Raw genomic sequence first — 24,355 nt, 5'->3', positions numbered from 1 at the left:
AGCACAAAACTTTGCTAAAATACGCTCAGTCATTGATACAACTATAAAAAATGGCCTAAATGTATTGGAAGCATTGGTAATAATAGCTAAATTTGAGTTTGAATTATAAACTGATTAGTTACAATTTAAATTATTACTTATTTCAGACTAAATCATTTTGTAAAAATAGGTTTTTTTTCAAATATCTTTTTGTTTTCATAAAAAAAACTCAGACTCATTTCCTTTTCCTAGCAAAAAACCGCTTTATCAATTCACTCGCTTCATTTGCCAAAACGCCGCGAACAACTGTTGTTTTTGGATGTAATTGTGTTCCCATTGTGATAAAACCCCGATTTTCGTCACTAGCTCCAAAAACAATTTTAGAAATCTGACTCCAATACAAAGCGCCGGCACACATTTGGCAAGGCTCTAAAGTGACATAGAGCGTACAGCCAGTTAAATATTTTCCGCCAAGGAAATTTGCAGCGGCAGTAATTGCTTGCATTTCGGCGTGAGCGGTAACATCATTGAGCATTTCGGTAAGATTATGACCTCGAGCTATGACTTTATTGTCGATGACAATTAGGGCACCCACGGGAATTTCGTCCTTTTCAAAAGCCGTTTCTGCCTCTTGCAAGGCTTTTTTCATAAAATATTCGTCGGTGAAAGGGTTTTCCATAAGGCAAAAGTACGATTTTGAGATAGTTTTAGTTAATTTTAAAGATCCTTTATAGCAACAGATTCAAGTCATAGCTACGACTTCTTCCTTCTCCTTTTGGAATCAAAATGTTTTTTTCTGTCAAATCCTGCAAATCTCTTGTGGCTGTTGCTCTAGAGGTTTTGTTTATCGAAACATATTTTATAGCCGTCATACCACCTTGAAAACCTGCGGCGCCGTTTTCAAGCATTTTCAAAACAGCCTTATTTTGTCGTTCATTCATCAGGTTTTTAAATCGGTCTATAAATTTCGCTTTGCTCAAAGTAAAAAGTACCGTTTGTTTGGCATTTTTCTGGGATTCTAAAATCAATGAAGAAAAATAGAGAATCCAATCAGTAATTTCAAGTGATTTTTGGGCTTGTTTTAAGGAATCGTAATAACGTTTTTTGTTCTTTTCAATAGTACTCGAAATGCTCATCAAAACAGGCCGATTTAGGGATTCCGAAAGACATTTTTCGGCAATAGCTCGGCCAATTCTTCCGTTTCCATCTTCAAATGGGTGAATACTTTCAAAATACAAATGTGAAATTGACGTTTTTATTAAAGCCTGTTTAATATCTGTTGGTTTAATTTTAAAATTAGTATACCATTTGATAAAATTTTGCATCTCAGTGTGAACCTGGCTTGATGGGGGTGCTTCAAAATGGATAATTTCTTTGCCGTAAGATCCTGAAACAATCTGCATAGGCTCTTGCCCACTTCTATACTCGCCAGGATTAATATGTTTGGAATAGGTCATAAGTGTTGCGTGCCATTCTTTTATAGTAGATTCTGTCAGCTTTTCAGCATAAGAATTCCGAACCGTTACCATCAACTTTCCAATTCCTTGTGCGTTTTTATCTTTTATTTGACCAAAAGCGTCTCCAATACCTAAATTTTTCTTAATCGAGGACTTTACATCTTGCCTGCTGAAAAATTCGCCTTCTATTTCTGAGGTTTTAATAGCCTCCGAAATCATAAATTGCAAAATTGTTTCTTGCTGGATCTCGGTCGATAAAGAATCGACAAGACCTTTTAGTTCTCCTGTTTCTAATGCAAAATCCATACATAATGAATCAATTACAGAATCATCAAATATGAAGTTTTGCCAATTTGGATGTTGCCAGTTGTATTTCATTGAGGCAATAATTCGTGTTAATCGCCTCAAATATAATCATTTTTTGAGGCGATTAGTAAAAATAATCGCCTCATTTACTAGATTGAGTCAATATTGAAGGAGATTCAATCTCAAAATTCAATTTGTATTGAATATTCAAAAACAGATTTCGATTTAAAACCGTAAATTCGCTTTTTAAATTATAACGAAATAGCACTAACCGTAATAAAGATTAGTACACGGATTAAACAGATATAATGCAGATTTTTTTATTCAAGAGTAAAAAACTTCTTTGATATCTGTGCAAATCCGCTCAATCTGCGTCATCAGTGTGCCATTTTCTAAAAATTAGTCTTGTTAGCAGAAAACAACATAATGAATAGCAACTTACTCGAACACATCAACAATCCAACCGATTTACGCCAACTCGAGGAAGCCCAACTTCCACAGCTGGCGCAGGAATTGCGTGATTTTATTATTGGGGTTGTGGCTGTCAAAGAGGGGCATTTGGGCGCTAGTCTTGGTGTTGTAGAACTTACGATTGCTATGCATTATGTATTCGAAACACCCAATGATGTATTGATTTGGGATGTGGGCCATCAAGCTTACGGACACAAAATATTGACCGGAAGAAGAGAAATTTTTCACACCAATCGCCAACTGAACGGGATTTCTGGTTTTCCAAAACGTAGCGAAAGTATTTATGATGCTTTTGGGGTAGGACATTCTTCGACTTCTATTTCGGCTGCTTTGGGAATGGCAATTGCATCCAATTTAAAAGGCGATTCCGAAAAACATCATATCGCGGTTATTGGCGACGCTTCGATAGCTTCAGGTATGGCATTCGAAGGACTGAATCACGCTGGCGTTACCGACGCTAATTTATTGGTAATTCTCAACGACAATGCTATCGGAATTGACCCCAGTGTTGGTGCTTTGAAAAAGTATCTCACAGCAGTAAAGGAAGGAAAAAACCCGAAGAAAAATAATATGATTAAGTCCTTGAATTTTGATTATTCAGGACCCATTGATGGACACGATATTTTTGCAGTTATCAAGGAATTGAAACGGCTTAAAAAAGTTAAAGGTCCAAAATTCCTGCACATTATTACCACAAAAGGTAAAGGTTTGCAACAAGCTGAAGAGGATCAGGTAAAATACCACGCGCCGGGAAAATTCGATGCTTCAACTGGAGAAATTCTAGCCAAATCAGAAGAGAATTTGCCTCCAAAATATCAGGATGTTTTTGGATTGACGCTGTTGGATTTGGCGAAAGCCAATGAAAAAATCATAGGAATCACGCCCGCAATGCCATCGGGAAGTTCCTTGAAATTTATGATGGAAGCTTTCCCAGAACGCGCTTTCGATGTGGGAATAGCGGAGCAACACGCAGTGACTTTATCCGCAGGAATGGTGACACAAGGAATGGTCGTTTTTTGCAATATTTATTCGACTTTTTTACAACGCGCGTACGACCAAGTCATTCACGACGTGGCTTTACAGAATTTACCCGTGATTTTTTGTTTGGATAGAGCAGGATTGGTAGGAGAGGATGGCGCCACCCATCACGGCGTTTTCGATTTGGCTTATTTGCGTTGCATTCCCAATATGATTATCTATTCGCCCTTGAATGAAATTGACTTGCGGAATATTTTATACACCGCTCAATTGGGCTTAAATCATCCTATTGCAATTCGCTATCCTCGTGGTCGCGGTCAAATTGTGCATTGGGAGCGGCCCTATGAAAAGATTGAAATAGGCACAGCAAATTGCCTTCGAAATGGAGTGAATATCGCGATTCTGTCTAACGGAACCATTGGCAATAATGTGACTTTGGCCTTGGCCGAAGTAGATCATCCCGAAAATTATGCACACTATGATTTTGCTTTTGTAAAACCTTTAGATGAAAATTTGTTGCATTTCATTTTTAGTACATTCGAAGATATTATTACAATTGAAGATGGCGTTATCAAAGGAGGCTTTGGCACGACTATTGTAGAGTTCGCGGCAAACAATGGCTATAAGTCAGCGATAAAAACGCTTGGAATTCCTGATGAATTCCTTGAACAAGGAACGATAAACGAATTACAACAATATTGCAATATTGACGTTAAGAGTTTGACATCCTACTTGATGCGGTTCCTGATTTGATGTTTTTGCCTATTTAATTTTTGTTCTATAATGAAATTTTATTCTTTCTCTTTTCTATTACTACTTTTTACTATAAATTGTTTCGCTCAAGACACTATTCAAAACCCTGTTCAAGACACTGTTAGAAACCCTATTCAAAGCCCTATCGAGGCAAATTTACAGCCTACAACAACACTTATTAAAACGCCCACCACTTTGAGTGTAGTAGCTAGAAAACCTACCAGAACACGTGCATTTATACTTTCACATTGGAAAAAAAAGAATTCAGTTGGGTTTGACTTAAGCCAGATTGCTTTTGTCAATTGGAATGCCGGAGGAACGAGCTCTATTGCAGGTTTGTTGAAAGGGAATTTTACTCGAGTTCGATCGGATGTCAATAGCGAATGGGTTAACGAACTTTCGTTTCGATACGGTCTAAATAAGCAAGATGGTATCGAAATGCGGAAATCAGATGATGAATTTCGCTTTAGCTCTACTTTTGGGTATAGAAAAGATACTATTTCGCATTGGTATTTTAGTTCAAAATTCAATTTCAAAACACAGTTTGCCAATGGTTATAAATACCCTAATGTGGAAGATGCAATTTCAAAGCCTTTTGCACCAGCCTACACTTTTTTAGGAGTTGGAGCCAATTATTATATCAAGAAGAAGGAATTTGATATCTATATTTCGCCATTGACTTGGAAAAACACTTTAGTTTTAGATCAAGAACTTGCCAATAGTGGGGCATTTGGGGTGACCGAGGCCACTTATGATGCGAACGGAAATATTATTACTCCAGGGAAAAAATCGAGAACCGAAATGGGGTTTTTATTTACTAATTATTACAAGAAGGAAGTCTGGAAAAACATCACCTTGGAAAATAGGCTGAGTTTATATACCGACTACATCAATAACTTTGGAAATATTGATGTAGAATGGAGGGCGCAATTGGACTTGGTCGTCAATCAATATGTAAAAGCCAATATTGGCTTGCATTTGATTTATGATGACGATGTAAAAACGATTGAAGAAGTAAACGGTCAAGATGTCGAATCAGGTGCAAAAGTACAATTAAGACAAGCTCTTGGAGTTGGGATGGTTTATAATTTTTAAGAATTAATTGGTTTTTCGACCATTGATTGTTTCGTATAACTCTAGCGCGTTTCCGTCGGTCAAAAGCGAAACATAATGGCAAATGTGCAATAATCTTTGGTACAAATCTTCTTTTTCTTCCAGAAATTTTTCGGGTAACATTTTCAGCAATAGCTTGTCATAATTAGACGAATTTCCTTCAAATTTATTATTGAATGCTGTGATGAATTTATCCAGCAAGGTTTGAATAATTTGATAGCCGACAATTTCTTTTTCGATTACTTCGCGACTTTGGTAGATGTTTTTTACACTCAACTTGATGATATCGTCCATTTGAACTTTGTACTTGCTTTTATCAGTCAAAGCATAAGGGAAACGGCCTTCTAAAATAGCTTCTTCATTTTCAATAAACACCTTCACGGCATCATTGATTAAGCTGCCAATGGCCAAAGCACGCAAATAACTAATGCGATCCTCTTTGGTGGTTAAGGTGTTGTATTTTGATGAATCGATGCTGTCTTTGACCAATTTGATTAAATATTCTAAGGCAAAATCCTCAGAAACCAAACCCAGATTTATTCCATCTTCAAAATCGATAATCGTATAGCAAATATCATCGGCGGCCTCGACCAAATAAGCCAAAGGATGTCTTTCGAATCCAATGTCGTTTCCATCTTTGTTTGGAATCATCCCCAATTCTGAAGCTACATCTTGAAAAAATGCAGCATCTGATTGAAAGAAACCATATTTTTTGTCGGCGATGTTTGATGTTGGTTTTTTGGGCAAACTTTCCTTAGGATACTTCATAAAAGCACCAAGTGTAGCATAGGAAATTCGTAAACCTCCCTCGATTCCAGGACGACTTGCCGTTAGAACTGAAAAGCCATTGGCATTGCCTTCAAAATCGACTAAGTCCTGCCATTCTTTGGCCGACAGTTGGTCTTTGTATTGTTGTCCTTTTCCAATCGAAAAATATTCGCCAATGGCTTTTTCGCCCGAATGACCAAAAGGCGGATTTCCGATATCGTGTGCCAGTGATGCCGCGGCAACTATTGCTCCGAAATCATTCGCTTGAAAACCGTGAACTGCCTTTAAATGCGGGTATTTTTCGATGATTTTTTTGCCAACCAATCTTCCGATAGAACGGCCTACAACCGAAACTTCTAAACTGTGCGTCAATCGAGTGTGCACAAAGTCAGTTTTCGATAGCGGAATAACTTGTGTTTTGTCCTGCAAACTTCTGAAAGCCGACGAGAATATAATTCGATCATAATCGACTTCAAAACCCAAACGCGTATCGTCTTGTTCTATTCGTAATCGTTTACTCGTGTCGCCTTGGCGTTTTAGTGATAAAAGTTGTTCCCAGTTCATTGTACAAATTTAGATTAAGCGAATATAAGGAAAAGGAGTTATTTTAATTAAAAACAGCCATCAAAATGACGGCTGAATCTATTTTTATTGGTTTTGTCAAGGAAATATTATAGCGCCCTTTTTATGATTGAACTCGTATTTTCGCACTACATAAGTATCCGAAAATAAATCGTGCAATCCCCTGAAGTCTCCCCATAAAAAAGTAAGGCATTCAAGAGGAATGAATCGAGACAATGTTCGAATGAAAACAAAGTGTATTTTAGGTCTTGAGCCGTTTTTCGTCACCACAATTGTTTTGGTAAAGTATTTGGCAAAAGTTATTGAAAAATAGGACTCGGTCAAAAAGTAGTATAGAAACAATATTAGTATCCAAAAAAAGAATCTTTCGAGAGCTGATGTCGATTCAGCCCAATTAGACAATTCATAATTGTTTGTAATATCTCCAAAAATAATAACGGTTGTGCCAATACTAATCATAATAATATGAACAAACAAAAGATCTAGAATACAATTCATAAAACGTTGTCCTCGTGTTGCCCATAAATCATCTGTAACGGTGAATTCTGTATTTTTCATTGGGAAGGTTTTTAAGGTCTATGAAAAATGTTTTTGTAATGATAACTACACTCAAATATAGTGAATTATTTTGGAAATATTGGGTTTAATGTTTGATATTGTTTCGGGAATTTGGTGTGTTTTTACAATTCAAACCTCCTAGGATTATATTCATATTCAGAACATTCCCAAATCCATTGCACACATTGTCTGTTTAATATTAGATTATTGATTGGGTCTGAAATCATAGCTATTTCAAAAAAAGTATCGGTCTGACGAACAATGGCAACATAAAATTTTTTTTGTTTTTCTTGAGCAACTCCTATTTCATTATTAGTTAGTTTGAATTTCTGACCGGGAAGTGTTATCGATTTTACTTCAATATGAATTTCTTCTCCACTCGGGTCAAATCCATCCAAATCATATCCAATATTTTGTTTACTAACATCTTGCAAATTAAAACCATTTAAGTTTAATATTTCCAATGTTATTTCTTCGGCAGTTCTCCAACGTTTTATACCATATTTAATTTTATCCGTAGAAATTTCTTTAGAATTATTATACCAATTATCTGTTGGAATAGTTGCATTTTGAGCGTTACTGTCTAGTTTAGTATTACTGTTGTTTTTATCAATAATTAAATTTCCGCTGTAATTTGGCAAGAGTTTTTTAAAAGCTTGTTTTATATCAGATTCAGTCAACCCATTTTCAATCAATGAAGAAATATAAGAATCATCAATTAGTAAGTTTTCAGAAATGATTTCCTTAAATGAAAACCTTTTATTGTCGTGAATCACTATTTTTAAATCACTTACTGAAAGAATAAAGTTGTCATTGTTTATAGACAAGATGGAAGTAAATATATATTTGAAAATCTGAACGCAACCTAAAATTGAAATTTCTGAATCATTTATTTTAGTCTTTAATGTTTCAAAAGAAGCTTCTTTTGCACCAAGATATTTTAAAAACGACACTAAACCGTCAATATTTAAAAAGCTTGAGCCAATAACTAAATTACCATTAGATTTGGCAATAGCATTATAATCCTTTGGATTTAACCAATTCGGAGGCAACATTAGTTTTTCGAAGAAACCTGAATTTACATATTTGACTTGTTCTAAAAGAAGTTTTTCAAAAGAAGTCTTTTTAAAACCAATCATTCTAGGGTCAGAGTAAGGAACCAAAGCTTTAATTATGCTGCTGTTTTCCGCTTTATTACTAGATAAATTTTTCTCAATTAAGTTTATTATTTGAGTAGCAATGTTTTTTATTGTAGCATTAGTCTCATCGTCATAAATCAAATGTTTTCTTGACGGATCAGTACTAAAATCGCCATTTACTATTACTCCAAGTCCTGTAACATCTTCTGTTGGTAAAAATGAATAAACAAAAGCGTCTGCCTGATTAATTCTTGTTGGGAAATCTTCTTCTATTTGAAAAGCAATTGCCGTCTTTTTATAATTAGAAACCAACCATTCTGTTTGATTGCCGTTATTTTTGATTTTTAGTTTTGTTTCACTTTCTGAAATTATTGTTTTATCAATATGTGTTAAACTATTATTTGATATAGAAATTTCAGTAGTCACTACATTGTTCAGAAATAGCAATGATTTATAATCAAATGACTCATATTCAGACTCAATTTCGTTAGCAGTAACTCCAGTAAAAACGAAAACCGTTGTAAATCCATCACTTATTAGATTTTCAACATTTGTAGCAATTACTAATTTTTCTTTTTCAAGTATTGGGTGCGGAATTCGTATTAAAGGAACTCTAGTTGCGTTTGGTATCTCATTTTTGGTTCTCTCTTTAGAAAATGTAATTTCTAAATCACCACTAATAATATGAATTTCATTGGCAAAACCTACAACTGATTTAAAACCAATACCTCTATAACCAATATTCTCGCCTCTTGTTTTATTTGAGGAAGCGCTTCTGCAAAGACTTTCTACATCTGTAGCATTGAAAGTTCTACCATTATTTGCAACATATAAAAAATCATTGTCTTTTATAATTTTGAATTTTGTAGAATTTGCATCGTCTGCATTTTGCAATAATTCTATAAAAGAGCGATTGTTATAACTTTCAGCAATATAGGTTTCTAAACCCGCTAAATCGGATAATAAATTTGGAGATGATTTTGCTTCTTCAAGTAGTTGAATTCTGATGTTATTTATATCCATAGAATTATCGCTTTTTAGGATATAATCTTATTTTATTAATCTTATCAGCAATCCCATTTTCATTGAAATAAAATTCTAAAATTTCAAATCCAAAAAAAGCATCATTATTTACATTACAGTTACTAACATCCAAAATCTGTCCATCTATATCATACGCTACACATTCTACACTTATACTTTGATCTATTGTAGTTCCATTGTTTGAATGTAATTCCGAAATAATTTTAACCCAGTTATCTAAATGAATCTTAATTGAAATATTTTCAAACCTAACATTAAGTCGTTCTTCAAAGGCCTCAAGTCTTTCGATTTTTTTTAATAAGGATTTTGCAAGTAGAGAAGGGGTTAATTTAATTTCTTTTTCTCTCTTTTTACTTTCTATCTGTTGCCAATAATTTCCTGTTTTCATAAAACTTATTTCAAGTTCTGCTCCTTCAAGTGGAAGTTCGATGATTATTTGAATTGTGTCAGCATCAGAAATTTTTTTTAGTTTTGATTTATAAAATAATAACGCAGCCTTTTTGAATGAATTTGGTTTTATAGTATCTTCTTCCATAAGATATCCATTCAGCCAATTATCTTGTTCTAATTGTTCTTTTTTATTCGTAATATAAGTTGCTTTTGAAACATTTACTTTTCTGTTGATAGATGTTTTATTATCAATAATGAGATAAATTATAAAAGCATCGTTACCATTTGTCAGTGATGTTTCCTCAAAACCATCAATTTTCAAGTCTAATCCAAAATTTTCATTAGTTTGATATTGCATTTGTTCAGTTTATTAATTCGATTTTATAAAATTAGTGATTTTATGGTTGTCAGCAATAATAAAGCTATTCAATTGCCTTACTATTTTAATTTTAGTTTCATTATTGAATATTGTTTGTCTAAAGCATCAAATATTACCAGTAATTTTTCAAAACAGATTTGGTTAATTTGTGTAAACTCTTTTTTTGTTTTTGAAAGGTAAAAAGTTAGTTCTTCTTTTCTAACTTCTTTAAAATTTTCCGCTATATCTTTATCTTCTAATATTTTCTTTGAATAAAAAGGATGATAATACATTTCTATCCTATCTAGTTCTTGATCAAAATATGAATACCTATGAACAATAATATTTCTTTTTTCATCTGAATAGTTTTTTAAAACTTTGTTTAACATCTCGAGAGAATTATTTAGTTCAATATAACCATCAACGGCATTAATTTTTTTAGTTACACTTTTTTTATTAACCAAATTATCAGTTAAACCAAAATTATAAATCGCATTAACCAATTGAAGAACTCGATCGTACAGAGAATCTAGTCTAATAAAGAAATTTTCAATATTGTAAGATAAATGATGACCCCAACCTATTTCATTTTTATCATCAGTTCTAAAATTAGACAATAAATTTACAGCTCTTTCAAGTTGGTTACAAAGTTGAAACAAATGAATATTATAAAAAGACACATAATGAATATAATGCTCCAAATCAGACATTTCTATTTCATTCTTATCAACAATATATTTATCAGAGAATTTAGTTTCTTTTAAAAAAGGTTCAGCATCCTTAATTAGCTGTTGAAAAAAATTGTGACTTATTAAATTATCGGTATTCATTAAAAAGAAAATGTGTTTAATTTCATTCGTCTAATTGCTTCATTTTTGGCACCTTCTAAATTTGGCATCATAGTAATCCAATTAATATTTAGATGGTCTAATTTTTCTGCAATTAAATCAACTTCAGAATGTGGAAGTGTAAAAAGCATTGGTTTTCCTGTTATTTCAGTTATTATTTGTTGAAATGTAGCATCATTATTTTCAACTATATATTTATCTAAAGTTTTTACTTGAAAACATTCTTTATCTTCATTTTCAAATTTAAAAATTGGAAAATTATCTTTCTCTTGTGGGGGGAAATAATTTATAAAAATGCCTTCTTGTGCAATAATGTTTTTATTGTCAAATTTTTTAACTTCAATTTTGTCAATAAATTTAATTCGTTTGACAGCCTCAATTAATAATTCTGGGATTATCCAAAGGCCTATTTTTTTAGTTTCGTCAACTTTCCTATTGTGAAGGATGTTTTTAGTTGAAAAAAAAATTGCTTTATACGGGTTGTAAGTAAAATCAAGAAGTCTCGTAGGAACCCCAAAATGTTGTGCCAAACCAAGTATTCTTGTTTGTTCAGAAGTTGGAAATTTTCTCATTAAATCGGAAGGACGGTCAAAAAAACCAAAACCTTCTTCTGATTTTTTGCTGCCACTGAAACCGTAATAATTTGCTAATGCCAATGAATCATTTTCTATGTGAAATCCTAAATCATTAATTCCTTTTGAAAAATCTGCAAATAAGTCTAATTCTCTTTTTGGATATTGTTTGTTTTTATAAATATTATATTCGTTTTTGCTTATATTTCTAAAAATTGTTGGTATTAAAGGGTATTTTGAGTTACTATGTCCTCTAAATATAAAATTTCTTTTATGATTATATGGTTCGTTAAAGTAAAGTTCTGATGTTACATCAATTGAATTAAGAAAATCTTTGGCTTTTTGAAAATCATATTCAAAATATGTGTCATTATTTTTTGGTTTAATTCCACATATTTCTTTTCCATTTGGATTTATTGGGAATCCTCTATTTGCTGAATAAAGAGAATTTAGTATTATTTGATTATTCCTGTCTGTCATAAAATATTAGTATTTGAAAACAATTTTTTTTGAGGCAAGTTAAACTCTGTCCCAGAACCAATTACTACCATTTTGTTGACGTCAACAAAATGGTCTAAAATCAGATTATTAAAGACTTCACAAGAAGTTTTTGCTTTAGAAATTACTTTGTTAAAATTCCTCCATTCAGAATATCCTAACAAATGTTGAATATTTCTAGCAAACCAAAATTCAATTCCGCTTTCGGTGCTTTGTGAATGGTCTTCAAAATCATTGGTCAAACTTTTTATTAAATCGTTCTTCATAGATCCTATAACTATTTCATAAAAAAAGGGAGTTAATATTAACTCCCTAAAAATTTAAACTAGAATTTAACTTCCGCACATTTCACAATCTTCTGGTCCGGCATTTTTAGCCATTTCGATCATTGCTCTATATTCTTCAGCGGTCATTTCGACACTAGTTGTAGTTGCTTCTACTTCTTCTGCAATGGGAGCTGGAGCAGCTTTTTTGTCATTGTTTAGAGTGAATTTTATCGCATCAACGGCCGATTTAGTTCTCAAATAATACATCCCGGTTTTTAATCCCGATTGCCAAGCGTAGAAATGCATTGAGGTCAGTTTCGAATAATTAGCGTCTTGCATAAACAAGTTCAACGATTGCGATTGGTCAATAAAATATCCACGTTGGCGTGACATATCGATAATGTCTTTCATAGACATTTCCCAAACGGTTTTGTATAGTTCTTTCAAGTCTTGAGGGATATCAAGCGATTGAACCGAACCGTTTTGTCTCATCAATTCTTGTTTTAAGGTTTCGTTCCAAAGCCCACGCTCTACCAAATCATGCAATAAGTGCTTGTTTACTACAATAAATTCTCCTGAAAGTACTCTTCTTGTGTAAATATTTGAAGTGTAAGGTTCGAAAGCCTCATTGTTTCCTAATATCTGTGAAGTCGAAGCAGTTGGCATTGGTGCAACTAATAATGAGTTTCTAACACCGTGTTCCATTACTTCTTTTCTCAATGAAGCCCAATCCCAACGTCCAGAAAGCTCTTCGTCTTTCAATCCCCAAAGATTATATTGAAATTCTCCCTGCGAAATTGGAGAGCCTTTAAATGTAGAATATGGTCCTTCTTCTTTGGCCATTTCCATCGAAGCAGTTACAGCTGCAAAGTATAAGGTTTCGAAAATTTCTTGGTTTAATTTTTTGGCTTCGTCACTTGTAAACGGCATACGTAACATGATGAAAGCATCAGCTAGTCCTTGAACTCCAAGACCTACAGGGCGATGGCGAAGGTTTGAGTTTTCGGCTTCTTTTACAGGGTAATAATTTCTGTCAATTACTCTATTCAAGTTTCGGGTTACTCGTTTGGTTACATTAAACAATAATTCGTGATCAAATTTGTTGTTTTCTACAAACATCGGCAACGAAATAGAGGCTAGATTACAGACTGCAATTTCGTCTTTCGAAGTATATTCCATAATCTCGGTACACAAATTCGATGAACGAATGGTTCCAAGGTTTTTTTGGTTTGATTTTCTGTTTGCCGCGTCTTTATATAGCATATAAGGAGTCCCAGTTTCGATTTGAGATTCTAGAATTTTCTCCCACAATTCGCGCGCTTTGATGGTTTTTCTTCCTTTTCCTCTTTCTTCGTACGAAATGTATAATTTTTCAAATTCTTCACCGTGCACGTCGTATAATCCAGGACATTCATTAGGACACATCAAGGTCCAATGAGCATCTTCTTGCACACGTTTCATAAACAAATCTGATGTCCACATTGCAAAGAACAAATCTCTGGCACGCATTTCTTCTTTTCCAGTATTCTTTTTCAAATCCAAGAATTCGAAAATATCAGCGTGCCAAGTTTCGATGTAAATCGCAAAACTTCCTTTGCGTTTTCCTCCACCCTGATCCACGTAACGAGCTGTATCATTGAAAACTCTCAACATGGGTACAATTCCATTTGAAGTTCCGTTTGTGCCACGGATATATGAGCCTGTTGCGCGAACGTTGTGAATAGACAATCCCACACCACCCGCAGATTGCGAGATTTTGGCTGTTTGTTTGAGTGTGTCATAAATACCGTCGATGCTGTCGTCTTGCATGGCCAAAAGGAAACAAGATGACATTTGAGGTTTTGGTGTTCCAGCATTGAATAAAGTTGGCGTGGCGTGAGTGAAGAATTTTTTCGACATTAAGTCATAGGTTTCAATCACCGATTTCAAATCGCCTAAGTGAATTCCAACCGAAACACGCATCAACATATGTTGTGGTCGCTCTACAATTTTTCCGTTTATTCTCAACAAATAGGAACGTTCCAAAGTTTTGAAACCAAAATAATCGTAGTTAAAATCTCTATTGTATATGATGTGCGAATCCAAAAATTCGGCGTTGTCCATTATCACTTTATGCACTTCTTCGGAAAGCAAAGGCGCTTCAAGATTGGTTCTCGGGTTCACATAGTGAAACATTTCGTTCATTGTTTCCGAGAAAGATTTTTTGGTATTGGAATGTAAATTCGAAATCGCAATTCGAGCTGCAAGTTGAGCATAATCGGGATGTGCAATAGTCATCGAAGCCGCAGTTTCGGCCGCAAGATTGTCTAATTCTGAAGTAGAAACTCCGTCATACAATCCTTCGATTACTCGCATCGCCACTTTTACAGGTTCTACTAAACCATTCAGTCCGTAGCAAAGTTTTTTAATTCTATCCGTGATCTTGTCAAACATTACTGGCTCTTTGTGGCCATCTCTTTTTACTACGTACATAATTTTTTGGTTTTGTGAAATAGACAATCCCTTCTCTATTTCGGGGTATTTGTGATTGATTTTGGGAAGCTAATCCCGGTAACTATTCAGTTCTGCCACAAAGACACAAAGGCACAAAGCTTTTTTACTTAGCCTTTTGTAATTTCAGCAGAAAAATTCAAAAACTTAAAGTTTACTATTTTTTCTATTAAATAGATGTTTTTTCTTTGCGACTTAGTGTCTTCGTGGCAAAAATTTAAAAATCAGCATCAAAGCTAATTTTTTGAGCATCTGAATCGGTATTCATAACGCCTGTTTTTTGATATTCGGCTACTTTCTTTTCGAAGAAATTGGTTTTTCCTTGAAGTGAAATCATATCCATAAAATCAAATGGGTTTGCCGTGTTGTATTCTCTTTTACAACCCAATTCTACCAATAATCTGTCGGTAACAAATTCTAAATATTGAGTCATCAAAACAGCATTCATTCCTATCAAACTCACAGGAATAGATTCAGTAATAAACTCTCTTTCAATATCTAATGCGTCAACGATGATTTCTCTAATACGCGCTTTTGATACTTTATTTTTCAAATGATGGTTGTGCAAATGCACGGCAAAATCACAGTGAACGCCTTCGTCACGCGAAATTAATTCGTTCGAAAAAGTTAATCCCGGCATCAAACCGCGTTTTTTTAACCAAAAAATGGAGCAAAAACTTCCTGAGAAGAAAATCCCTTCAACGGCTGCAAAGGCAATTAATCTTTCGGCAAACGAATCCGATTCGATCCATTTCAAAGCCCATTCTGCTTTTTTCTTGATGGCTGGAAATCTTTCGATAGCATTGAACAATTCATCTTTCTCAGCTTCGTCTTTTACATAAGTGTCAATCAAAAGAGAGTAGGTTTCGCTGTGAATGTTTTCCATCATAATTTGGAAACCGTAGAAGAATTTGGCCTCCGCGTATTGTACTTCGTTTACGAAATTTTGTGCTAAATTTTCGTTTACAATTCCGTCTGAAGCGGCGAAAAAGGCAAGAATATGTTTGACAAAATATTTTTCGTCTTCGCTTAATTTATTGTTCCAATCGTTTAAGTCTTGAGCCAAATCAATTTCTTCGGCAGTCCAGATGCTGGCTTCTGTTTTTTTGTAAAACTCCCAAATATCATGGTGTTTGATGGGAAAAATCACGAATCGATTTTTATTTTCTTGTAGGATTGGTTCAATTTTTGACATTAGTATATTTCTGTTTTATTGAAATTTTAACGAATTATTATGCTTTTCGTAGAGCACAAAGATTGTGAATTCTTACGGTTTTAAAAAGTCAAACTTATTCACAATTGGCTATAGTTTTTAACAAATGAGAGTGATTTGATTATTTTTCTTTCAAATTTCAATTTACTGAAAGTCAGTAAATTAAAAACCAAAAAAATACCTTAGCTACCGTAAAATAAAGGATTTTATTTTGCTGAATGTTACAGAAAACAAATTTTTGAGTATCACTTTTTTAGTTCCTCAGCGACTTTTTCAAGTTCCATATACCAATCTTCACCAAATTTTCGAACGAGTGCTTCTTTGACAAATTTGTACACAGGAACTTCCAGCTCCTTGCCTAAAGAACAGGCGTCATCACATATTTCCCATTTGTCATAATTGACAGCGAAAAATTCAGTAAAATCTTTGACACGGATAGGGTATAAGTGGCAAGAAACGGGTTTTTTGAATGTTATTTCAACTTGATTGTAGGCTTGTTCGATTCCGCAAAGTGCAGTTTTGCCATCAAAGATAACATAGGCGCAATCCTTATTATTAATCAGAGGTGTTTCAAGATCTCCATCGGTTCCATTTGTCCAAGTGCCTTGCGCTTCGATTGCTGCAATACCTTCTTTACGAAGAAACGGTTTTACTGTTGGATAGATATCCTCCAGAATCTTGGTTTCGGCCTCGCTTAAAGGTGCGCCAGCATCACCATCGACGCAACAAGCGCCTTTGCAAGCTGATAAATTACAAACAAATTCTTTTTGGAGAATGTCTTCTGATACGATGGTTTTTCCTAGTTGAAACATTTTGCAAATATACTTTGCAATTCTGAATTTTGAATGTTAAAGTTTTGGTTTTTGAATCAGATGAACGATCAATGTTACTTTACTATTTAGAAAGAAAAGGTTCTGTCACGGGGCTGTTTTGGCTTTTTAGCATTGAAAATTAACCGGTTTTTGTGAGTTAACCGCTTAGAATATACTACTTTTGCGCCATAAATTTTTAGATTATGGATTTGGATTTAAGAGAAATTATCACAGTAGGAATGGTGCTTTTTGCCGTAATTGATATTGTAGGATCGATTCCAATTATTGTCGATTTAAGAACCAAGCACGGTCATATCGAATCTGAAAAAGCTGCATTAGTGGCCGGATTGATTATGATTGTATTTCTTTTCGTTGGTGAAGAATTCCTGAAATTGATAGGGATTGATGTTCATTCTTTTGCTGTGGCAGGTTCCTTTGTGTTATTTTTTTTAGCATTAGAAATGATATTAGGAATCCGATTGTACAGAGACGAAGAGGCCAATTCTGCTTCCATAGTGCCACTCGCTTTTCCTTTGATTGCTGGAGCGGGAACAATGACTACTTTGCTTTCATTGCGGTCTCAATTTCATACGGTAAATATTGTTATCGCAATTTTCTTGAATATCATATTGGTTTACATTGTTTTGAAGTCTTCGTCCAAAATAGAAAAAATGCTAGGAAAAAACGGTTTAGGCGTGGTCAGAAAGACTTTTGGAGTGGTTCTTTTGGCTATAGCTGTTAAATTATTCGCCGCTAATGTTAAAGGTTTGTTCGTCTAACTTTAATTTTTATAAATTTATCCCCTCTTTATTTCAAAAATAGAATTTATGAAAATTTTTACTAACATATTAGTCGCTTTGGCAATAGGACTAATTATTTTTAATGTAAGCTTACTTGATTTCAAAAGTCCTTTTGAAGGAAATAGTATGATTGCATTTATCGGAATTGCAGCTTCATTTTGTGCTATTTTGATTCTTTTGATATTTAGAATGTCAAAAAGTATCGAAGAAAAGATGAACGATTAATTCTAGATATGTTTGATGTTTTAATTGTAGGCGGTGGCGTATCAGGAATGTCTTGTGCTTTAGTGTTAGGTTCTGCCAAGAATAAGCCTTTTGTTATCGACAAGAAAATTGCAATATTAACTCATCAAAAAAACTCTAATCTTCAAGAAGCGATAATAAACAACGCCTACGGAATCCCTCCCGGAAAGTTAGGAGCCGATTTATTATCCGAGAGTATTCAGCATTTATCTGAAACTTATCCTCATATTAATCAGATTCCAAATGAAAAAGTGTTGAAAATCGAAAGTGAGTCTGAAACTTTTACAATTACTACAAATAAAAGCACGTATAAATCCAAAATTGTTGTGGTCGCTATTGGCGCTGCAAATACTTTTGCAATCGAAGGTTTAATGCACTACGTTGAACCGCATCAAAAGGCACCGGTAGAGAAAAAAAGAATCCAACTCAAAAACAACGACCAAAAGGTAGTCGATGGGATTTATGTAACAGGAACATTAGCAGGTTCTAGAAGTCAAGTTCCAATTGCCGCTGGAAGTGGTGCGGCTGTTGCCACAGATATTCTCACTTTATGGAATGAAGGCAATCATACTCAAGTTCACGATAGTATTAAGAAATAATCCGTTCTGAGCATAAAACTCAAAAGACTTTCAAGTTGTTTTTATTATTTCTTTTGTTAACGTATTCACCTCTTTGATCAACAACGGAAAAGCAGGTTCGACCATTGTTCCGTGATCAAAACCTTCAAGTTTATAAATCGTTGTTCGTTTGTGACCCGCTAATTTCATCATTCTCCACAGATAGGCATTTTCTTCATAACGGCCTAGTAATTCCTTTTCGGGGTCACCTGTGATCAGCACTAAAGGGGGAGCGTCCGGCCGAACAAAGTAAAGAGGTGCATATTCGTCAATCAAAGGCTGTATGTCTTTTATGCCCCTTTCTTTGCGAATGGTAAAATGGGTAATGGTTTGGCCGCTAAAAGCAATGTTTCCAGCGATTCTATTGGCGTCAAGGTCATATTTAGCCAAATATTCTTTGTTAAGCCCCACCATCATCGTTAAATAGGCTCCTGCAGAATGTCCCGACAAAAAAATCATATCGGCCCTGCCTCCATAATCCGCAATATGTTGAAATGACCAAGCAATGGCTGCAGCAGCATCGTCTATACAAGCAGCTGCTTTTACTTTTGGTGAAAGCCTATAACCAACCCCAATAATAGCGAATCCTTTTTCTAACAATGCATTCGGAATTTCTTTGTTCCCTCCAGTGAGTCCGCCACCGTGAAACCAAATAATTGTGGCGAAGTTTTTAGAATTTTTAGGATAATAAATATCCAAAGTGCATTGAGAATCGATGTATTTGTCACTTTTATTAACTGCATCAGGGTAATAATGGATGTCTTTCTCGATGGCATATTGCTGTTGGGCACTTACCAAAAATGAAGTGGTAATTAACAGCAAAAGAATTAATTTTTTCATATTTTTTTACTCAAATTCATTACAGTCAATTTCGAATTAGGCTATTTTAAAACCTTTTCAATCATCGCATCCTCTTTCAATACAATTTCATAAAATTTACTTTCATTGAATAGCTGCCTGGCGAATTCTGCCGCCAAATAGCGTTTTACCAAAGCTTTGTTCGTATCCAAATTCATATTCATTCCGTTTCTGAAAAGGAATTTTTGGAAAGCGTTGAAATACAAATCAGTACCATCTATTTTAACTTTAAATTGTTCGAAAGACAATCCTTTAAAGGCGTTTCGATTTTGATCTAATTGCTCAAAAACAAATTGACCCAAAATCCCCGTTTGCAATAAATAGACCGTATGTTCTTTGCTAGGTGTTAATTCAAGCGGAACAAAAATATCGGGAACAATGCCGCCGCCGCCATAGACGATTTTGCCTTTTGGCGTTTTGAATTTCGGAGTAGTAGGTGTTTTGATACTGTCTTTATTGTACAATTCACCGCTTTTGAAACGCAGTTCAGATTCTTTTTGATAATCTTCATTGCCTTTTGAATACGGTTTTTGAATGGAACGGCCTGTTGGAGTGTAATATCGGGCAATCGTCAGTCGAACAGCAGAACCGTCGTTGAAATCCATTTCGCGTTGTACCAATCCTTTGCCAAAAGAACGGCGTCCTACAATCGTTCCTCTGTCATTATCCTGAATGGCTCCAGCCAATATTTCGCTTGCCGATGCACTGTTTTCGTTGATTAAAACAAATAATCGGCCGTTTTCGAAACTGCCCTCTTTTGTTGCATAAGTTTTTTCTAGCGTTCCGTTTTTGTCCTTCGTAAAAACAATCAATTGCTTGTCTTTCAAAAATTCATCGGCAATAGCCACAGCTTGTTCTAGGTATCCGCCACCGTTGTCCCTAAGGTCTATCACGAGTGATTTCGCACCTTGTTCTTTCAATTTGGTCAATCCTTTATAGAATTCCTCGTAGGTACTTTCGGCAAATCGATTGATTTTGATGTAACCAGCTGATGGACTCAATAGTAAGACGGCATCAACACTTTTTATGGGGATTACACCTCTTTTGATTTTAATGTTTAATTTTTTGTTTTCGGATTTTCTGTAAACCGTTACCAAAACTTCCGAACCTTCTTTTCCTTTTAGTTTAGAAAAAAGGCTGTCGGTGGGGAGTTTTCGTCCATACAATTTTGTTTTGTCAGCATATAGTATTCGGTCTCCCGATTTGATTCCCGCTTTCTCCGAAGGGCCGTTTTCGACTGGTTTTATAATAGCGACAGAATCTTTGTACATATAGAAATTTACTCCAATACCCACAAATTCGCCTCGCATACTTTCGGCTACGGCGATTTGTTCACTAGGCGGAATATAAACAGAATGGGGGTCTAGTTGTGCTAAAATAGTATTGATAGCTCGGTTGGTAATCGTATCCGCATTTACGTTGTCGACATATTCGTTATCGATGAAGTCAAGTAATTTGTTGAGTTTGTTTTTAGAATTATTTTTAACAAAAATCTGATTTTGACTTGGGAAATTAAGCCATCCACCAATAAGAATCCCTAATGCAAGTGTTGCAAAAAAAAGAATTGGAAGATAGTTTTTATTGATGTTCATTTAATCTAAAACTTCAATTTGTTCTACAATTACGCCGGCTTTCGCTAGAAAATCAACTCCGGATGTATCTCTGTACCCTAATTGATAAACCACTCTTTTTATCCCAGCTTGATGAATCAATTTGCTGCATTCTTTGCATGGCGACAAGGTAATATAGAGTGTTGCTCCTTCACAAGTTTGCGTAGATTTTGCAACTTTTAGAATCGCATTGGCTTCGGCGTGAAGGACATACCAATTGGTTAAACCTGCTTCGTCTTCGCAGCAATTTTCAAAACCAGATGGCGTTCCATTGTATCCATCAGAAATAATCATTTTATCGCGAACTATTATGGCTCCAACTTGTTTGCGTTTGCAATAAGACAAAAGACTCCATTCCTTCGCAATCCGAAGATAAGCTTTGTCGTATTTATTCAATTTTTTCTTTTCCATTTTATAATTTATCTATTCCAAATTCCGCTTTGGATAATCATGGGTAAAACTACTCCGATAACAAATGCCGACATTACCAAGGTCCAATCTCTTTTCGAAAAACGGAAGAAAGTTTGGACAATGTACGAAAGAATCAACACAATAAAAACTACAATAATTTGCGATGCTTCGATTCCTAATGAAAACTCAGACAAGGGCAATAATTTTGACTGAGATGAGCCTCCGACTAAAGTTTTGAAATAGGCTGCAAAACCCAATCCGTGGATGATTCCAAAAAACAGTGTCACAAATCCTATTACACTAATACTTTCTTGTTTTGAAGATTTTCCTGCGGTGAAAAGGTTGAAAAAAGCTACAATTAGAATCGTTATTGGAATTAAAAAATCGACTAAATTGGCTTTAATTATTACCACTCCAAAAATAGCTAATAGCAAAGCCAGGGTATGCCCAACAGTAAAAATAGTGATCAAAATTAGCAATCTTTTCCAGTCCTTGAAAGCATAAGGAATCGTCAAAGCGATTAAAAACAAAATGTGATCGTTAGCATAAAGGTTAAGAATATGTCTCAAACCTTTCTCAAAAAAAATCCAAAATTCTGACATTATAATGTGTTTAATAGATTAGGGGTTGTCAAACTTACAATTTATTTTGAAATTAGCGTGAACCCATATTGTTAAAACCTCTTTTGCGTTATTTATTTTATAACAGCAAAGTATTGTATCAAAATTTAAGTGGCCCAAACTTGATAAAAAAAGATTTTTTTAGTATCTTTATACGACATTTAAAACTTAGTATTATGTCAATAGCACAATTATTTGATAGCGAATTCAAACACCGAATTAAAGGTCGTTTTTCCGCGGCAGTTAGGGTGTTGTATGCAGACGGAGGGAAATTTGATCCCGCTGAAAAAAAGTTTTTAGACAAGTTAGCCGTAAAACTTGATATTTCGGATGAGGAATACAAAGAGATTCTAAAAAACCCCTTAAAGTATCCTCTAAATCCTCCCTACCTTTATGTAGAAAGACTAGAAAGTTTATACAACATTTCTAGAGTTGTTCATCATGACCATCATCTGGGGGATAAACAAGAAACGCTGCTGCGAAAATTTGCTGTAGCACTTGGTTTTACTACAGGCAATGTGAATTACATTGTTAGTAAAGCATTAGCATTAGTAGATAAAAAAGTCGACTTAGATACTTTTATTTACGAAATGGAAAACATGAACCGATAAAAATTATAGCTGCGTTTTTTACGAATGTGGTCGGATTTAAATTCCATTAGCCAAAATAAATCCGCTTGTCCATGCATTCTGGAAATTGAAGCCTCCAGTCACGGCATCGATATTCATAATTTCTCCTGCAAAATAAAGATTTTTGTGCAGCTTGCTTTCCATTGTTTTGAAGTTGATTTCCTTTAAATCAATGCCGCCAGCAGTAACAAATTCTTCCTTGAAGGTACTTTTTCCATTGACTTGAAAACTGGAATTCGTCAATTGATTTGCCAAATTTTGCAACTGAATCTTAGACAAATCAGCCCATTTGGTTTCCGCTTGAATGCCGGAAGCTAAAACTAGACTTTCCCAAAGGCGATTCGATAATTCTAAAGGCGATTTCTTGGAAACCGCCTTTTTGGCGTGTTCTTGTTTTAAATCCTTTAGGTTTTTTTCGATATCTTCAGCGTCTATATCATTGAGCCAATTGACAAAAATGGTGAACTGATAGTTTTTATCGTGTAAAGTTCGGGCACCCCAAGCTGATAATTTCAAAATGGCAGGGCCGCTCATTCCCCAATGTGTAATCAATAATGGCCCAGTTGAGGATAATTTAGTGTCTTTTATTTTTACAGAAACAATTGCTGAAACTCCAGGTAATTCTTTTATTCTTGCATCTTTGATGTTGAAAGTAAATAGGGAAGGTACCGGAGTCACGATAGCGTGGCCATAATTTTGCAACATATCCCAAATTTTGGTATTGCTTCCGGTGGCGAGAATCAGCTTTTCAGTAATATAATTTTCGCTTGTAGTTTCAACTTTCCAATGATTTTCTTTTTTGAAAATAGATTGAACGCTTTGTCCGGTCAAAACTGCAATTCCCAATTTTTGGGTCGCTTGGAGAAAACAATCAATAATAGTTTGAGATGAATTAGATACGGGAAACATTCGACCATCCTCTTCGATTTTGAGTTCTACTCCGTGATTACTGAACCATTCAACAGTATCACCCGAACAAAATTGATGAAAAGGGCCACGCAATTCTTTTTCGCCACGCGGATAATATTTTACTAATTCGTTAGGCTCGAAACAAGCGTGAGTAACATTGCATCGTCCGCCTCCAGAAATTCTGACTTTAGATAATACTTCGCTTCCACGCTCGAGAATGGCAACTTTTAGCTTCGGATTTTTTTCTACAATATTGATGGCTGTAAAAAAACCAGCCGCGCCACCTCCAACAATGATTATGTCAAAATTCTGATTCATATTCTTTTTTTAGCCACAAATTTCACAAATTTCACAAATTTCCACGGATTAGAGCGGTTTTGAATGTGTTCGTGGAATGAACGTTTAAATTCTATCCGGAAAATCGGAAATAATTCCGTCTACGTTGAATGATTTTATTTTTTGAATGTCTTCGATTGAATTTACAGTCCAGGTAAAAACTTTGAAACATTTATCTTGCATCAAAGCTACATTTTCTTTTGTTAGCAATCGATAATTAGGATTGATGGAATAGGCTTTTATTTTTTTGGCAAAAGCCACAGCCTCGTCAATAGCTTCTTCTGTTAAAACACCAATTCGTATTTTCGGGTTTAACAACTGAGCTTCTTCCAGCATTTTCCAATCGAAACTGGAAACTAGAAAATCAGTGTAACTCCAGTTTTTGTTTGAAATATAGTGTTCTATTAATATAACAACGGGTTTTACGGTCCCAATTCCTTTAAGTTCAATATTGACAATACAGCTGCGATGAACCAAATCTAAAACTTCGATCAGAGTTGGAATTCCTAATTCTTTTAAATCTGATGAATTGCTATTTCTAACAAGTCCTTTCTTGTCGGTTGTTCTATCGATGGTTTCATCGTGAATCACCATTATTTTTCCATCCGAACTCAAATGCACGTCGAGTTCGATGCCATCAACATTCAAATCAATCGCTTTTTGGAAAGAAATTATGGTGTTTTCGGGTTCGTGTCCTTTTACGCCACGATGACCAATTTTTAGCATA

At 34.7% G+C, this 24,355-nt stretch carries 24 protein-coding genes; 6 read left to right on the top strand and 18 right to left on the bottom strand.

What is annotated here, in order from left to right:
• Positions 1-214: 214 nt before the first annotated feature.
• Both ACIQ1E_RS02470 and ACIQ1E_RS02465 read right to left on the bottom strand, forming a co-directional pair.
• On the bottom strand, positions 215-658 hold the full coding sequence (locus ACIQ1E_RS02470; RefSeq protein ID WP_396168396.1) for a nucleoside deaminase: 444 nt from the start codon (positions 656-658) through the stop codon (positions 215-217).
• A 49-nt stretch (positions 659-707) separates the two neighbouring features.
• Complete coding sequence (locus ACIQ1E_RS02465; protein ID WP_396168394.1) at positions 708-1,814, bottom strand: Fic family protein; 1,107 nt, start codon at positions 1,812-1,814, stop codon at positions 708-710.
• 354 nt (positions 1,815-2,168) lie between these two features.
• Between ACIQ1E_RS02465 and ACIQ1E_RS02460 the strand changes: the two genes are divergently transcribed.
• Both ACIQ1E_RS02460 and ACIQ1E_RS02455 read left to right on the top strand, forming a co-directional pair.
• Positions 2,169-3,944, top strand: a complete 1,776-nt coding sequence (locus ACIQ1E_RS02460) for a 1-deoxy-D-xylulose-5-phosphate synthase (RefSeq protein ID WP_396168392.1) — start codon at positions 2,169-2,171, stop codon at positions 3,942-3,944.
• A 30-nt stretch (positions 3,945-3,974) separates the two neighbouring features.
• Positions 3,975-5,039, top strand: coding sequence for a DUF3078 domain-containing protein (locus ACIQ1E_RS02455; protein ID WP_396168390.1), 1,065 nt, complete (start codon positions 3,975-3,977; stop codon positions 5,037-5,039).
• 3 nt (positions 5,040-5,042) lie between these two features.
• Here the strand turns inward: ACIQ1E_RS02455 and ACIQ1E_RS02450 are convergent, their stop codons facing one another.
• The 10 genes from ACIQ1E_RS02450 to ACIQ1E_RS02405 form a co-directional block, all read right to left on the bottom strand.
• The gene (locus ACIQ1E_RS02450; protein WP_396168388.1) at positions 5,043-6,389 is read right to left on the bottom strand and encodes a deoxyguanosinetriphosphate triphosphohydrolase; all 1,347 of its coding nucleotides are present in this window, start codon (positions 6,387-6,389) and stop codon (positions 5,043-5,045) included.
• 96 nt (positions 6,390-6,485) lie between these two features.
• The gene (locus tag ACIQ1E_RS02445) at positions 6,486-6,965 is read right to left on the bottom strand and encodes an RDD family protein (protein ID WP_396168386.1); all 480 of its coding nucleotides are present in this window, start codon (positions 6,963-6,965) and stop codon (positions 6,486-6,488) included.
• 122 nt (positions 6,966-7,087) lie between these two features.
• Entirely contained in the window at positions 7,088-9,127 is a 2,040-nt protein-coding gene (locus tag ACIQ1E_RS02440) for a DUF3883 domain-containing protein (RefSeq protein WP_396168384.1), read from the bottom strand.
• A gap of 4 nt (positions 9,128-9,131) precedes the next feature.
• A complete protein-coding gene (locus ACIQ1E_RS02435; protein WP_396168382.1) occupies positions 9,132-9,896 on the bottom strand; it encodes a hypothetical protein in 765 nt (254 codons plus the stop codon).
• Positions 9,897-9,976: 80 nt separating this feature from the next.
• Positions 9,977-10,726: a Cthe_2314 family HEPN domain-containing protein gene (locus ACIQ1E_RS02430; protein WP_396168380.1), complete on the bottom strand. Its 750-nt coding sequence runs from the start codon at positions 10,724-10,726 to the stop codon at positions 9,977-9,979.
• Positions 10,726-11,796 (bottom strand): FRG domain-containing protein, encoded by a 1,071-nt coding sequence (locus ACIQ1E_RS02425; protein ID WP_396168378.1) that lies wholly within the window; start codon positions 11,794-11,796, stop codon positions 10,726-10,728. Before ACIQ1E_RS02425 ends, ACIQ1E_RS02430 begins: the two co-directional genes overlap by 1 nt.
• Positions 11,793-12,080: a hypothetical protein gene (locus ACIQ1E_RS02420; RefSeq protein ID WP_396168376.1), complete on the bottom strand. Its 288-nt coding sequence runs from the start codon at positions 12,078-12,080 to the stop codon at positions 11,793-11,795. The genes ACIQ1E_RS02425 and ACIQ1E_RS02420 overlap by 4 nt, the downstream gene beginning before the upstream one ends.
• 66 nt (positions 12,081-12,146) lie before the next feature.
• Complete coding sequence (locus ACIQ1E_RS02415) at positions 12,147-14,552, bottom strand: ribonucleoside-diphosphate reductase subunit alpha (protein ID WP_396168374.1); 2,406 nt, start codon at positions 14,550-14,552, stop codon at positions 12,147-12,149.
• Between the two features lie 235 nt (positions 14,553-14,787).
• Complete coding sequence (locus tag ACIQ1E_RS02410) at positions 14,788-15,765, bottom strand: ribonucleotide-diphosphate reductase subunit beta (RefSeq protein WP_396168372.1); 978 nt, start codon at positions 15,763-15,765, stop codon at positions 14,788-14,790.
• A gap of 263 nt (positions 15,766-16,028) precedes the next feature.
• A complete protein-coding gene (locus tag ACIQ1E_RS02405; protein ID WP_396168370.1) occupies positions 16,029-16,595 on the bottom strand; it encodes a DUF3109 family protein in 567 nt (188 codons plus the stop codon).
• A gap of 203 nt (positions 16,596-16,798) precedes the next feature.
• On the opposite strand from ACIQ1E_RS02405, the gene ACIQ1E_RS02400 reads away from it, so the two are divergent.
• From ACIQ1E_RS02400 to ACIQ1E_RS02390, 3 genes are read left to right on the top strand one after another with little or no spacing between them, the layout of a single operon-like run.
• A complete protein-coding gene (locus ACIQ1E_RS02400) occupies positions 16,799-17,374 on the top strand; it encodes a MarC family protein (RefSeq protein WP_396168368.1) in 576 nt (191 codons plus the stop codon).
• A 48-nt stretch (positions 17,375-17,422) separates the two neighbouring features.
• On the top strand, positions 17,423-17,620 hold the full coding sequence (locus tag ACIQ1E_RS02395) for a hypothetical protein (RefSeq protein ID WP_396168366.1): 198 nt from the start codon (positions 17,423-17,425) through the stop codon (positions 17,618-17,620).
• A gap of 8 nt (positions 17,621-17,628) precedes the next feature.
• Positions 17,629-18,237 carry an FAD-dependent oxidoreductase gene (locus tag ACIQ1E_RS02390; RefSeq protein WP_396168364.1) on the top strand — a complete coding sequence of 203 codons (609 nt, stop codon included), beginning with the start codon at positions 17,629-17,631 and terminating at the stop codon, positions 18,235-18,237.
• Positions 18,238-18,267: 30 nt separating this feature from the next.
• Here ACIQ1E_RS02390 and ACIQ1E_RS02385 read toward each other — a convergent pair whose 3' ends face one another.
• Genes ACIQ1E_RS02385 through ACIQ1E_RS02370 form a run of 4 tightly spaced genes read right to left on the bottom strand, consistent with a single transcriptional unit; the run spans position 18,268 to position 21,736 of the window.
• Positions 18,268-19,095, bottom strand: coding sequence for an alpha/beta hydrolase (locus ACIQ1E_RS02385; RefSeq protein ID WP_396168362.1), 828 nt, complete (start codon positions 19,093-19,095; stop codon positions 18,268-18,270).
• Between the two features lie 41 nt (positions 19,096-19,136).
• Complete coding sequence (locus ACIQ1E_RS02380; RefSeq protein WP_396168360.1) at positions 19,137-20,705, bottom strand: S41 family peptidase; 1,569 nt, start codon at positions 20,703-20,705, stop codon at positions 19,137-19,139.
• Positions 20,706-21,134 carry a deoxycytidylate deaminase gene (locus ACIQ1E_RS02375; RefSeq protein ID WP_396168358.1) on the bottom strand — a complete coding sequence of 143 codons (429 nt, stop codon included), beginning with the start codon at positions 21,132-21,134 and terminating at the stop codon, positions 20,706-20,708. It abuts the gene before it with no gap.
• A gap of 8 nt (positions 21,135-21,142) precedes the next feature.
• On the bottom strand, positions 21,143-21,736 hold the full coding sequence (locus ACIQ1E_RS02370; RefSeq protein WP_396168357.1) for a HupE/UreJ family protein: 594 nt from the start codon (positions 21,734-21,736) through the stop codon (positions 21,143-21,145).
• A 194-nt stretch (positions 21,737-21,930) separates the two neighbouring features.
• On the opposite strand from ACIQ1E_RS02370, the gene ACIQ1E_RS02365 reads away from it, so the two are divergent.
• Positions 21,931-22,365, top strand: coding sequence for a TerB family tellurite resistance protein (locus tag ACIQ1E_RS02365; protein ID WP_396168355.1), 435 nt, complete (start codon positions 21,931-21,933; stop codon positions 22,363-22,365).
• 36 nt (positions 22,366-22,401) lie between these two features.
• Here ACIQ1E_RS02365 and ACIQ1E_RS02360 read toward each other — a convergent pair whose 3' ends face one another.
• Both ACIQ1E_RS02360 and ACIQ1E_RS02355 read right to left on the bottom strand, forming a co-directional pair.
• Positions 22,402-23,610 (bottom strand): NAD(P)/FAD-dependent oxidoreductase, encoded by a 1,209-nt coding sequence (locus ACIQ1E_RS02360; RefSeq protein WP_396168354.1) that lies wholly within the window; start codon positions 23,608-23,610, stop codon positions 22,402-22,404.
• 84 nt (positions 23,611-23,694) lie between these two features.
• Positions 23,695-24,354 (bottom strand): glycerophosphodiester phosphodiesterase, encoded by a 660-nt coding sequence (locus ACIQ1E_RS02355; RefSeq protein WP_396168352.1) that lies wholly within the window; start codon positions 24,352-24,354, stop codon positions 23,695-23,697.
• Position 24,355 lies beyond the last annotated feature (1 nt).

The organism is Flavobacterium sp., assembly GCF_044348915.1.
Lineage (GTDB): Bacteria > Bacteroidota > Bacteroidia > Flavobacteriales > Flavobacteriaceae > Flavobacterium.
Note: the sequence above shows the minus strand (reverse complement) of the source record. Positions and strands in the feature narration are given on the sequence as shown.